Annotated in this window: 10 protein-coding genes; 6 read left to right on the top strand and 4 right to left on the bottom strand. The window is 68.5% G+C overall.

Annotated elements, in window-relative coordinates:
• The first annotated feature begins 54 nt into the window (after window positions 1-54).
• The gene (locus MRBLWO13_RS07555) at window positions 55-594 is read left to right on the top strand and encodes a GNAT family N-acetyltransferase (protein WP_341977565.1); all 540 of its coding nucleotides are present in this window, start codon (window positions 55-57) and stop codon (window positions 592-594) included.
• Here MRBLWO13_RS07555 and MRBLWO13_RS07550 read toward each other — a convergent pair.
• Together MRBLWO13_RS07550 and MRBLWO13_RS07545 are read right to left on the bottom strand one after the other, a co-directional pair.
• On the bottom strand, window positions 572-1,771 hold the full coding sequence (locus MRBLWO13_RS07550) for a hypothetical protein (protein WP_341977563.1): 1,200 nt from the start codon (window positions 1,769-1,771) through the stop codon (window positions 572-574). The two genes, MRBLWO13_RS07555 and MRBLWO13_RS07550, sit on opposite strands and share 23 nt — an antisense overlap.
• A gap of 142 nt (window positions 1,772-1,913) precedes the next feature.
• Window positions 1,914-3,350 carry a gamma-aminobutyraldehyde dehydrogenase gene (locus tag MRBLWO13_RS07545; protein ID WP_341977561.1) on the bottom strand — a complete coding sequence of 479 codons (1,437 nt, stop codon included), beginning with the start codon at window positions 3,348-3,350 and terminating at the stop codon, window positions 1,914-1,916.
• 101 nt (window positions 3,351-3,451) lie between these two features.
• On the opposite strand from MRBLWO13_RS07545, the gene MRBLWO13_RS07540 reads away from it, so the two are divergent.
• The 3 genes from MRBLWO13_RS07540 to MRBLWO13_RS07530 are packed head-to-tail and all read left to right on the top strand — an operon-like array spanning window position 3,452 to window position 5,684.
• A complete protein-coding gene (locus tag MRBLWO13_RS07540; RefSeq protein ID WP_341977559.1) occupies window positions 3,452-3,919 on the top strand; it encodes an Lrp/AsnC family transcriptional regulator in 468 nt (155 codons plus the stop codon).
• Complete coding sequence (locus MRBLWO13_RS07535; protein ID WP_341977557.1) at window positions 3,919-5,322, top strand: FAD-dependent oxidoreductase; 1,404 nt, start codon at window positions 3,919-3,921, stop codon at window positions 5,320-5,322. Before MRBLWO13_RS07540 ends, MRBLWO13_RS07535 begins: the two co-directional genes overlap by 1 nt.
• Window positions 5,319-5,684, top strand: coding sequence for a cupin domain-containing protein (locus tag MRBLWO13_RS07530; protein WP_341977555.1), 366 nt, complete (start codon window positions 5,319-5,321; stop codon window positions 5,682-5,684). Before MRBLWO13_RS07535 ends, MRBLWO13_RS07530 begins: the two co-directional genes overlap by 4 nt.
• Before the next feature lie 13 nt (window positions 5,685-5,697).
• Here MRBLWO13_RS07530 and MRBLWO13_RS07525 read toward each other — a convergent pair whose 3' ends face one another.
• Window positions 5,698-7,743 carry a PQQ-binding-like beta-propeller repeat protein gene (locus MRBLWO13_RS07525; protein WP_341977553.1) on the bottom strand — a complete coding sequence of 682 codons (2,046 nt, stop codon included), beginning with the start codon at window positions 7,741-7,743 and terminating at the stop codon, window positions 5,698-5,700.
• A 97-nt stretch (window positions 7,744-7,840) separates the two neighbouring features.
• The gene (locus tag MRBLWO13_RS07520) at window positions 7,841-9,391 is read right to left on the bottom strand and encodes a PucR family transcriptional regulator ligand-binding domain-containing protein (protein WP_341977551.1); all 1,551 of its coding nucleotides are present in this window, start codon (window positions 9,389-9,391) and stop codon (window positions 7,841-7,843) included.
• Window positions 9,392-9,531: 140 nt separating this feature from the next.
• On the opposite strand from MRBLWO13_RS07520, the gene MRBLWO13_RS07515 reads away from it, so the two are divergent.
• Both MRBLWO13_RS07515 and MRBLWO13_RS07510 read left to right on the top strand, forming a co-directional pair.
• A complete protein-coding gene (locus MRBLWO13_RS07515; RefSeq protein WP_341977550.1) occupies window positions 9,532-11,016 on the top strand; it encodes a CoA-acylating methylmalonate-semialdehyde dehydrogenase in 1,485 nt (494 codons plus the stop codon).
• 27 nt (window positions 11,017-11,043) lie between these two features.
• The gene (locus MRBLWO13_RS07510) at window positions 11,044-12,429 is read left to right on the top strand and encodes an aspartate aminotransferase family protein (protein WP_341977548.1); all 1,386 of its coding nucleotides are present in this window, start codon (window positions 11,044-11,046) and stop codon (window positions 12,427-12,429) included.
• The last annotated feature ends 78 nt before the right edge of the window (window positions 12,430-12,507 follow it).

Genomic DNA, 12,507 nt, shown 5'->3' with positions numbered 1-12,507 from the left:
CGCGGCGAGGCGGCCATCTCCGCCCCCTCCCGCCCTCGCCGCTAGCCTGAAGCGATGACGCAGCTGGTGATACGCGAGGCTCTGATCGATGATGCCGACGACGTCGCAGGCGTGCACGTGCGCTCCTGGCAGGCCGCCTACCTCGGGCTCATCGACCAGAAGGTGCTCGACGAGCTCTCGGTCGCCGATCGCGCCGATCGCTGGCGGAGCATCATCGCCGAGCCGCTGCCGACGACGCTCGCCCTCCTGGTCGCGGAGCGCGATGGCGAGGTCGTCGGCTGGACGTCATTCGGATCCGGCCGCGACCAAGACGGCGCGGCGGATGGCGAGGTCTACGGAATCTACGCAGACCCCGCCGCGTGGTCCACCGGCATCGGGCATGCGCTCCTCGCCGCAGCCGAGGAGCGCATCGCCGGTGCCGGGCACACCCGCGCCTACCTCTGGGTGCTCGACGGCAACGTTCGCGCCGACGCGTTCTACGAAGCGCACGGCTGGGTCGCCGACGGCGCGACGAAGGTCGAGGAGCGCCCCGACGTCGCGCTCGCCGAGCACCGTCGAGTGAAGGAACTCGTCAGGGCACCACGGGTGCGCTGACCTTGTAGACCTTCGCGTCATCTCCGCCGAGATACATCGTCGCGCCATCCACGGCGATCGACGTGTACATGCCGTAGTCGGGGATCATCTCCCCGTTGTGATCCCAATAGGTGGTCGCGGGGATGACGGCGGGAGTCGCCACCTGGGTCCAGTTCGCGCCGTCCCTGGTCGCGAAGACGACGTTCTTCGTCATGTCGATGCCGGTGCCGGCGAACCAGTTCCCGACCGAATAGACGACCCCGTTGTGCACGGTGATGTCGCGCGAGGCGAAGGATGCCGGGAGGTTCGACATCTGCACTCCGCCGTTCTTGCCCTTCGCGTTCAGGTCGATGTACCCGGTGGTGTTGCTGTCCGACAGGATGATCCTGCTGCCGAGGACCTCGTACTTGGTCGGCTCGTGCCGGTGTGCGAGTGAGAACAAGCGCCCCAGGTCGATCGTGCTCCATCGGCCGCCGCTGTACACGTCCAGCACACGGTTCGTGTTGCCACTCGCATCGCGGACCTCCGCGATCGCCGCGATCTTCCCCCCGACGTTGGCCAGCCAGTAGTAGCGGTCGTAGGCACTGGAACCACTGGCCGACGACCTCGCCTTGGTGATCGACCAGGTCTTTCCGCCATCAGAGCTCTTCTTGATCACGGCGAGGTCAGGGGTCGGCCCGTACACCGCGGGATCCGGGTTGACGATGCTGCCGGCGAGGAAGATCTCGCTGCCGCTCTTCGCGATGTCGAAGACGTGCTGGAACGGGGTGGCCGCGTTATATGTCCAGGATCCGCCGGCGTTCGTGGCGTACCCGACGTTGGCCGTCCACGCGGCCTTCGGGTCGACATCCGCGGCGTAGACCTTGCCGTCGATGACGCGGAGTGCCTTCAGCTCCTCGCTGTTCAGAGTCAGCTGCTTCGTCAGCGCACCCGTGGTGACGTTGAGCGAGTTGAGATCGACCGGGCCGGTGTTGGCGTCATAGTCGCCGTAGCTGGAGTAGACCTGTCCGCCTGCCACCGCCAGATCGGTGAGGACGTCGGCAGCCGCCGCGGCCGAGGTGTTGGTGCCGAGCAGTATCGGGGTGTCGTCGGCGGCGAAGGCGGGTGAGGAGAATACAGGGATGAGAAAAGCCGTCGTTGCAGCGACAACGGCGGCTTTGGTGGGTGTGCGCACGAGCCCTCTTTCGTAGGCGTTCATTGGGGACGCCATTCCCGTAGATCGGCAACTTCCCCAGCGCACGCTTACGACAGCGTCACTCTATTGCCGCGACTCATTCCGCCGACACGTGACTTTCGTCGCGTGTGGCCAGACTTTCGTCGGGCGGTTCCCCGTTCCCCGATCAGCCGAGCGCCGACATCACGTGTTTGATGCGCGTGTAGTCGTCGAATCCGTACTGCGAGAGGTCCTTCCCGTACCCGGAGTGCTTGAAGCCGCCGTGCGGCATGTCCGAGACGAACGGGATGTGCGTGTTGATCCAGACGCACCCGAAGTCGAGGTCTCGGGAGAAGCGCATCGCCCGCGCATGATCGGTGGTCCAGACGGATGACGCGAGCGCGAAGTCCACGTCGTTCGCCAATTCCAATGCCTCTTCATCGGTCTCGAAGGACTGCACGGTGAGCACAGGGCCGAAGACTTCGCCCTGCACGACCTCGTCGTCCTGCCGCACGCCCGAGACGATCGTCGCCTCGAAGAAGTACCCACGATCGCCCTGCCGCCGACCACCGGTCTCGATCTTCGCGTGCGCGGGAAGCCGCTCGATGAAGCCGGAGACCTGAGCGAGCTGCGCCGCACTGCTGAGCGGGCCGTAGAGCACGCCCTCCTCGTGCGGGCCGCCGGTGCGAGCATCCGACTGCGCCCTCTTCACCAGCGCTTCCACCAGTTCATCGTGCACGGACGCGTGCACCAGCACGCGCGTCGCGGCCGTGCAGTCCTGGCCAGCGTTGAAGAACGCACCGGTGATGATCCCCTCCACCGCCTTCTCGATCGAGGCGTCCGCGAACACGATCGCAGGCGCCTTGCCGCCGAGTTCCAGGTGCACGCGCTTGACATCGTTCGCGGCCGAACGCGCCACGGCCATGCCGGCGCGCACGGACCCGGTGATCGCGACCATCTGCGGCGTCGGATGCTCGACCAGGGCCACACCGGTGTCGCGATCGCCGAGCACGACGTTGAGCGTTCCTGCCGGGGTGTGCTTCGCCACGATCTCGGCCAGCAGCAGGGTCGACTGCGGGGTCGACTCTGCCGGCTTCAGCACGACCGTGTTGCCAGCGGCGAGCGCCGGTGCGATCTTCCAGACCGCCATGTTCAGCGGGTAGTTCCAGGGAGTGACCTGCCCGATCACGCCGATCGGCTCGCGGCGCACGAACGAGGTGTGTCCGGCGAGGTACTCCCCCGCCGCTCTCCCCTCGAGACTGCGGGCAGCACCCGCGAAGAACCGCAGTTGATCGACGGACTGCATGATCTCATCGGCCACCAGGGTCGCCCGCGGCTTGCCGGTGTCCTGCGACTCGAGATCGGCGAACTCCTCCGCGCGGTCCTGCATCTCGTCAGCGATGCGGAACAGCGCGAGCTGACGGTCTGCCGGCGTCGTGTCGCGCCAGAGCGGAAAAGCGGCGGATGCTGCCGCGTACGCGGTGTCGACGTCGTCGCGATCCGAGACCGGGAGCGTCCCGTACACGTCTTCGGTCGCGGGGTCGATGAGCGGCATCGTGCCGTCCCCGTGCACAGGGACGTAGCGGCCGCCGATGAAGTTCTGCAAAGAAAGCTCTGTGCGCATGACCGTCATCATATCCGGAGCGCTACGAATTCTGTAGCACTCATCCAGTTTTCACGACTGAATCAGTTGCATCGACCGACCCAGCGTGTCAATATCGACACATGAGCGCCAAACAGAAGCAGCCTGCCCTCGATGAGGTCTCGAAGAAGATCATCGAGCTCCTCCAGGAAGACGGCCGCCGCCCCTACGCCGAAATCGGCCGTGCGGTCGGCCTCAGCGAGGCCGCTGCCCGGCAGCGCGTGCAGCGCATGACGGAGGCCGGGATCATCCAGATCGTCGCCGTCACCGACCCGATGCAGCTCGGATTCCATCGCATGTCGATGATCGGCATCCGCGTCTCGGGGGACCCGCGAGCGATCGCACAGGAACTCACGCAGATCACCGAGCTCGCCTACGTGGTGGTCACCCTCGGCACCTTCGACATCCTCGTCGAGGCCGTCTGCGAGAGTGACGAGCACCTGATCGATCTGATTGCGACCCGCATCCGCACCCTTCCGGGTGTCACGCACACCGAGAGCCTGCTCTACGCGGGGCTCTACAAGGACCTCTACAACTGGGGAACGCGCTGATGGGCACCACTGTTTTCGAGCGCCGCCGCCCCGCGGCATCCGTCGTCGACCACGCCCTGCAGAGCACCGCATTCGCCGCCTTCTGGCTCGACGACGTGCAGCGCACGGAGTACCCGCGTCTCGCGGGCGACGTCCGGGCGGATCTCGCGATCGTCGGCGGCGGGTACGCCGGACTCTGGACGGCGATCCGGGCGAAGGAGCGCGAGCCCGACCGCCGTGTCGTGCTGCTGGAGGCCTCGCGCGTCGCCTGGGCGGCATCCGGACGCAACGGCGGCTTCTGCGAGGCGAGCCTCACGCACGGTCACGAGAACGGGGTCAACCGCTGGCCGGAAGAGATCGACCGCCTCGAGGAACTGGGCGTGGAGAACCTCGACGGCATCGCCGACACCGTGCAGCGCTACGGCATCGACGCCGACTTCGAGCGCACCGGCCAGCTGGCCGTGGCGGTCGAGCCGCATCAGGTCGAGTGGTATCGCGGCGAGGAGGGATTCCTCGATCAGGATGCCGTGCGCGCCGAGGTGCACTCGGACACGTACCTCGCCGGCTCTTGGGACCGCGAGGGGTGCGCGATGGTGCACCCGGCGAAGCTCGGTCTCGAACTGGCGCGCGTGGCCACCGAACTGGGCGTCGAGATCTTCGAGCAGTCGCGGGTGCGCCTCGTCGACGGTGACGGCGCCGACCCGGTCGTGCTGGAGACCGACGGCGGGCGGGTGACGGCGGATGCGGTCGCCCTGGGCACGAATGTCTTCCCGTCGCTCCTCAAGCGCAATCGCCTGATGACGGTTCCCGTGTACGACTACGTGCTGATGACCGAGCCGTTGACCGACGCGCAACTGGCCTCGATCGGCTGGTCGAACCGGCAGGGGCTCGCCGACAGCGCGAACCAGTTCCACTACTACCGGCTGTCGGCCGACAACCGCGTCCTGTTCGGCGGCTATGACGCCGTCTACCACTTCGGCGGCAAGGTGCGCCCGGAGTACGAGGACAGGATGGAGAGCCATCGCCGCCTCGCGGAGCACTTCTTCACGACGTTCCCGCAGCTGGAGGGCGTGCGCTTCACGCACCGCTGGGCCGGGGCGATCGACTCGTCCAGCCGCTTCTGCGCGTTCTTCGGCACCGCGCGACGCGGACGCGTGGCGTATGCCACCGGCTTCACCGGACTCGGCGTCGGGGCCGCCCGCTTCGCCGCCGACGTCATGCTCGACAAATTGTCGGGAATCGAGACCGAGCGCACGCAACTGCGGATGGTGCGGGAGAAGCCGATCCCGTTCCCGCCGGAGCCGGCGGCTGCCATCGGCATCAACCTGGTGCGGGCAGCGATGAACCGCGCCGACCACAACGAGGGCAAGCGCAATCTGTTCCTCAAGGCGCTCGACGCCGTCGGTATGGGGTTCGACTCGTGAGTCGTGAGGAGCTCGCGGGCGAGCTGGCGGCAGGGACCGGCGTGGATGCGGCGGGCTTGGCGCTCGCGCACGAGCCGCTACCTGCCGCGGAGGTGCTGTCAGGTGCACCGACGACGGCGTCGCACGCCCTCGCGACAATCGACGACACCGAGATCGGCATCTGGGAGATGACGCCGGGAACGGCATCCGACACCGAGGTCGACGAGGTGTTCGTCGTGCTGTCCGGGCGGGCGACGATCGAGTTCGTCTCGCCCGCGCTGCCAGCGCTCGAGGTCGGACCTGGCAGCATCGTCCGCCTCGATGAGGGGATGCAGACCTTGTGGACCGTCGCCGAGACGCTCCGCAAGGTCTACATCGCCTGAGACGAGCTGCCCGTCAGCGCTGACTGACCCGGATCTTCACGAGGTTGCGTCCCTGGATCGCGTAGAAGTCGTCGTTCTCGTCGACCGCGGCTCGCGGGATCCCGTACCACTCGCCGTTCAGCGTCACGAGGTCGGTCCGGTCGAAGGTCCGCGGGTCGAACCGGAAGAAGGCCGCGCTGGATGTTCCGTAGACGACCCCGCGATTGACCAAGAGCGTCCCGTAGTTCGGCACCACGTCGCGGTGGCGCGATCGATGGATCACGACGCGGGTCTCCAGATCGACCACGGCGAGTTCTCCGCGATACCCCATGACGTAGAGATGGTGCCCGTGGACCGCAAGGCCGGTGACCCCGGCCGTGTCCGTGAGCGGATCGACGCGCCAGAGCTCGGTCTGCCCGACCGGATCCCACGCCACCACCACCCCTCTGCCTCCGGTGACGTCACCGCCGAGATACGCGATGCCGTCGTGCGTGGCCACTGAGCGGATCATCTGCCTGGCATCGATCGGGTTGATCGCCGAAGTGAGGACGTCCCGCACGGGATCGTAGGTGAGCAGACTGCCGCCGCCTTGCGTGTCGTTCTGCAGGCCGAGCAGGAGCAGCTGGTTCGCCTCGTCCCAGACGACCTGATGCGGACGGTTCTGACCTGCCGGGAACTTCTCGACGAGACGGGGCCACGCGCCGTCGGCCGCGGGGTCGTGACCCAGGATGCCGACGCTGCTGTACTGCCCGAAGTACGCCACGCCGTTCACGATGCCGATGTCCTTGGCCTCCGAAGGCGCGAAGAGGCGCGTCACCGCTCCGGTCGCGGTGTCGCGGCGCGAGACGGCATTCGTCCCGCCCACATACACCCCGCCTCCGCCTGCCGCGACCGACATGGCGAGCAGAGCCCCGGCGGGGGCGCCGGCCGCGATCAGGTCGTGCAGGGTGTGCTCACCTGTCGCGAGGTCGACCTCGACGGCGAGCGCGAACGCCGAGACGGTCCACAACTTGCCGTCGCGGACGAACAGCCCCCAGAGCTCGCCGAGTTCGACGCCCTTCGGAGTGAGATCACGGACCGTGCGGGTGGCGGTGTCGTACTCGAAGAGCCCGCCGAGGATCGCGTAGATCTTGCCGTCGGCGTGCGCGAGATTCTTCGCCGAGCCACCGCGCCCGGCAGGCGCGATGACGTACGACGACGGGTCCGCCCGGTTGATGAAAGCCAGCGCCGCCCCCTGCGGCGTGATTCCGCTCACGCACAGGGTGTTCTCGTCCACGATGATCAGGTCGCGCACCTCGACGCCACCTGCGAACTCCGGAGGGAGGATGGAGCGGACGGCGTTCGTCGCCCTGTCCAGCACCCACAGACCCGCCTTGCTGCTCGTCGGGAGAGCGTTCAGCACGCTGCCGGTGCCGATGTACACCTCGGTCGCGGTGGCGGCGACGCAGCGGATCATCGTGGCCTTCGGGTCGGGGATCGCGACTTCGTCCAGAACCCCGGTCGTCGTGTCGTATCTGCGCAACCTCGGGCGAAGATCAGCGCTCATCTCGCGGCCGCCGAAGTACACCACGCCGTCCGGCGTGACGCTCAGGCCATAGGGGTCGAGGGCGGGGATGTCGTGCAGATCCTCCTTGGGCGCGTCGGGCTGGCCGAGGTCGATCCGAATGAGACCGGGACCCGGCGCGGTGGCGTACTGGCGGATCGCGGAGTACAGGTAGCGGCCGTCGACATCCGGGACCAAGAGCTGCGTGCTGACGCCCGGACCATCGGTGACGCTCGTGACCGTGCCAGTCGGGATGTGATAGCCGACGACCCGCATCGGGGCGATGTTGCGCGAGGCGACGTAGACGGTGTCACCGACTCGCGTCGCTGCGGCGTGCGTGAATGCCGTCACCCCCGGACCGAGGTCCGTCACAGTGACGCCAGGACCCGCGGAGCCTGCGGAGGGACCGCGGCCGGCGAGCGCCGGCGGGGCGGCGAAGACGGGCGTCGCGGCCGACGCGGCGAGCGCGAGACCTCCGGCGACGCCGAGTCGAAGGATCTGGCGGCGGGAGAACGAAGGGCAGGACTGAGCGTTCATGAGCTTCCTCATCGTCGAGGCGGGCTGGGGTGCTCACACCGTAGCCACGGCAGCCCGCGGAAATCGACGAAGATAACAATCTCTAACAGCGGTGCACTCAGCGCGACGTCGCCGTGTACGCCGAGAGCGCCAGGTGCAGGGCGGCGAGCGTCTCGCCGTCTTCGAGGTCGGCATCCAGCAGATCGCCGATGAGGGTCAGCCGCTGGTAGAACACCGAGCGCGAGAGATGGGATGCCGCCGCGGCGGCCGTGCGACTGCCCGGGTGCTGCACGAGCGCGCCCAGCACGGCGAGCAGGTCGCCGCCGGAATCCTGGTCGTATCGGATCAGCGGCCCGAGCATCCGCTCGCTGTGCTCCTGCAGCCGGTGATCCCCGTGCAGCGCATTCACCAGACGCGCGAGGGGTCGGTCGTCCACGCGCCGGAAGCCGCCGGGCGGCAGCCGCCGCGCGAGGGCACGAACAGCCGGCAACGAGTCCAGCAACTCGGCGAGGGAATCGGATGCCGCGCCGACGGCGAGTCCTCCGGCGTCATCGAGACCGGCGGCGATGCGACGGGCGGCCGCATCCGACACGGACGCACCGGCGGGAAACGACAGCAGGATGACGGCAGCACCATCGAAGACGGCGCCGATCGAGCGCGCTGCGGGTTCGGTGTCTTCGATGGCGGCGCGTACCGCCTCCGCGCTGCTCGGCGAGGCGGCATCCACGACCAGCGCCTGCAGCCGTCGCCCCCGCACGGGAAAGCCGCTCGCCTCCAGCCGCGCCTGCGCATCCGCGGTCGTCGCATGCTGCTGCTCGAGCAGGGATGCCAGCAGCCGGCGCTGCGAGAGCAACTCCCACGCGCCGTCGCCGTCGGCGAGCCGGGCCAGAGCGAGTGCCGTCGCCGCCTGCTCGAGCACCGTCGTCCGGCCGGCAGGATGCGGCGCTCCCGGAGCCACGAGCAGGCTCCCCCAGCGGATTCCGCGGCCCTCGACCGGCACCAGGATCCATCCCTGTTCGCGCCCGTCGGCGATCCGCCGCGAGCGCGCCGCCCATCCGTCCAGAAGGCCGGCGTCATCGACGGTGCGGGCATCGGCCGCGACGACCTCGTGCGCGAGGTTCTCCAGCACGACGCCGGCGTCGAGGGCTCTGGCGGTCTCGCGCACGATCACGTCGGCCGGCGCGCCGCGCAGGCTGAGCGTGGTGAACAACTCGTGCAGTTGCTGACGCTGCTGCAGCGCGTCGAGCTGACCGGCGATGATCCGCCGATGCACGGCCTCGGTGACGGCGACGAATTTGACCTCCCGCTCGAGGCTGATCAGCGCGACCCGGAATCGGCGGCATGCGGCGACGAATGCCGGTGGAGTCACCGTGAAGCGGGTGCCGAGTTCGAGCACGATCCCGGCGACACCGGCATCCGCGAGTTCGGATGCCAGCACCGACAGCCCTTCGGCATCCCCCGGCCAGCCGGCGCCGGTGGACAGCAACAGCTCACCCCCGTCGAGAAGCGCGGCGACCCGCGGGCTGTCCGAGACGTGCACCCAGCGGACCGACGGCTGCAGGGTGGTGACGTCCGTGAGGACCTCGGGGAAGCCGGCCTGCAGGGCAGGCATCGACAGCACCTCGGCGACATCAGGCAATCCGGCGAGCTGTTCGACGATGCGATCCATACACTCTGTCCGGATTCTGGTGAAGTTCACGACGTTCTGCCGCCTCCCATCGATCCTGCCCTCTGAAAACATGGAAAGCAAGCACGTTCATCTCGCCGGTCAGAGTGTTCGACCGCCGCACATCACCTGGGAGTCCATCCGTGAGCATCGTCCGCCACCTCATCAACGGCACAGAGACCGCCGAGGCCGCCCGCACCGGCGACATCTTCAACCCGGCTACCGGCGCGGTGCAGCGACAGGTCGCATTCGCCTCCGAGGCCGAAGTGGCCGCCGCCGTCGCCGCCGCGAAGGCCGCGCTCCCGGGCTGGCGCTCATCGAGCCTCATCAAGCGCGCGGACGTCTTCTTCCGGCTGCGCCAGATTCTCGCCGATCGGACCTCGGAGCTCGCGGCGATCGTCACCGACGAGCACGGCAAGGTGCTCTCGGACGCGGCCGGCGAGGTCTCCCGCGGCATCGAGAACGTCGAGTTCGCCGCCGGGCTCGTGCACCTGCTCAAGGGCGAGCGCGCCGAGCAGGTCTCGCGCGGCGTCGACGTGCACTCCGTCAAGCAGCCCGTGGGCGTCGTCGCGGCGATCACCCCCTTCAATTTCCCGGTCATGGTGCCGCTGTGGATGGTGGCCTCGGCGATCGCCTGCGGCAACACCGTCATCCTGAAGCCCAGCGAGAAGGACCCGTCAGCCGCCGTCTGGCTCGCCAAGGCTTTCCAGGAGGCAGGACTCCCCGACGGCGTGCTGAACGTCGTGCACGGCGACAAGGTCGCGGTCGACGCGCTGCTCGACGCACCCGACGTCGCCGCCGTCAGCTTCGTCGGCTCCACCCCGATCGCCCGCACGATCTACCAGCGCGCCTCGGCGAACGGCAAGCGCGTTCAGGCCCTCGGCGGCGCGAAGAACCACATGGTCGTGATGCCGGATGCCGACATCGACGGCGCCACCGCAGCCGCGATCTCGGCCGCGTACGGCTCGGCCGGCGAGCGCTGCATGGCCGTCTCGGTGCTCGTCGCCGTCGGCGACATCGCCGATGACCTCGTCGCGAGCATCCGCGACCGCATCGCCACGCTGCAGATCGGTCCCGGCACGGACCCGTCCAGCGAGATGGGTCCGCTGATCACCCGCGAGCACCGCGACAAGGTCGCCTCCTACGTGACCGGTGCTGCGGCCGAGGGCGCCACGGTCGTCGTCGACGGCAGCCGGAAGTCGTTCGCCGGAGACGGGTTCTTCATCGGCGTGAGTCTGCTCGACGACGTGAAGCCCGGCATGAAGGTCTACGATGACGAGATCTTCGGACCGGTTCTCTCCGTCGTCCGCGTCGAGACGTACGCGGAGGCGGTCGCGCTGATCAACGCCAACAACTACGGCAACGGCACCGCGATCTTCACCCGCGACGGCGGCACCGCTCGTCAGTTCGAATTCGACATCGAGGTGGGCATGGTCGGCGTGAACGTGCCGATCCCGGTTCCGGTCGGGGCGTTCTCCTTCGGCGGCTGGAAGGACTCGCTGTTCGGAGACTCGCACATCTACGGTCCCGAATCGGTGCACTTCTACACCCGGTCGAAGGTCGTCACCACCCGCTGGCCCGACCACACGTCCGCACAGGTCGACCTCGGGTTCCCGAGCAACCACTGACCGTCGTCCGATTCTGAGGAGTCACGCATGAACTTCACCGACCGGCACAACGCCGCCCACACCCTCCCCGCTCCGGATGCCGAGGCGCAGGTCCGCGCGGACGACCGCGGTCACGTCTTCCACTCCTGGAGCGCCCAGGCGCTCATCGACCCGATGCCCGTCGCCGCCGGCGAAGGCGCCACGTTCTGGGATTACGCCGGCAACGCCTACCTCGATTTCTCCAGCCAGCTGGTGAACCTGAACCTCGGGCACCAGCATCCGGATCTCGTCTCCGCGATCCAGCAGCAGGTCGGCCGACTCGCGACGATCCAGCCGTCGTTCGCGAACGACGTGCGCGGCGAGCTCGCCCGGCGCATCGCCGCGGTCGCTCCCGACGGTCTCGAGAAGGTGTTCTTCACGAACGGCGGCGCCGAGGCGAACGAGTACGCGGTGCGGATGGCGCGCCAGGTGACCGGCCGCCGCAAGGTGCTGTCGATGTACCGCAGCTACCACGGCTCGACGTCGACCGCGATCTCGATGACCGGCGACCCGCGCCGCTGGGCGAACGACCCGAGCGACATCGCGACCGTGCGCTTCTTCGGCCCGTACCTGTACCGGTCGGCGTTCCACTCCTCGACGATCGAAGAGGAGTCGCAGCGCGCCCTGGAGCACCTCGAGCAGACGATCCTGCTGGAGGGCCCGGCGACGATCGCGGCGATCATCATCGAGACCGTCGTCGGCACGAACGGCGTGCTGGTGCCGCCGCCCGGCTACCTGCAGGGCGTCCGCGAGCTGTGCGATCGCCACGGCATCCTGTACATCGCCGACGAGGTCATGGTGGGCTTCGGGCGTCTCGGCGAGTGGTTCGGCATCGACGCGTTCGACGCGAAGCCCGATCTGATCACCTTCGCGAAGGGTGTGAACTCCGGGTACGTGCCGCTCGGCGGTGTCGTCATCTCCGCAGAGGTGGCGGCGCACTTCGATCGGGTGCCGTTCCCTGGCGGACTCACCTATTCCGGGCATCCTCTGGCGTGCGCCGCGGGCGTCGCGACCTTCGAGGTGTTCGAACGCGACGGCATCCTGGAGCGCGTGCGCGATCTGGGTACCCGCATCGTCGAACCGACGCTGCGTGCCTGGGCGGAGACGCACCCCAGCGTCGGCGAAGTCCGAGGGCGCGGACTGTTCTGGGCCGTCGAGCTCGTGCGCGACCGCGAGACCCGCGAGCCGCTGGTGCCGTTCAACGCGAGCGGAGCGGATGCGGCACCGATGACCGAGTTCGCCGCGGCGGCGAAGCGGGGCGGCGTGTGGCCGTTCACGCACTTCAACCGGATGCACGTCGCTCCTCCCCTGGTGATCTCCGAAGACGACCTCGTACGCGGCCTGCGTGTGCTCGACGAGGCGCTCACCGTCGCCGACGGCTACGTGCGGGGCTGACGACCCCTCTCCGCCCTCGGACCACGGCGAGGGGTCGCACATGGTCGCCTCCTGGCACTCGAGACGACCATGTGCGAC

Source organism: Microbacterium sp. LWO13-1.2 (assembly GCF_038397725.1).
Classification (GTDB): domain Bacteria; phylum Actinomycetota; class Actinomycetes; order Actinomycetales; family Microbacteriaceae; genus Microbacterium.
This window is presented reverse-complemented; position numbering and strand designations above follow the sequence as displayed.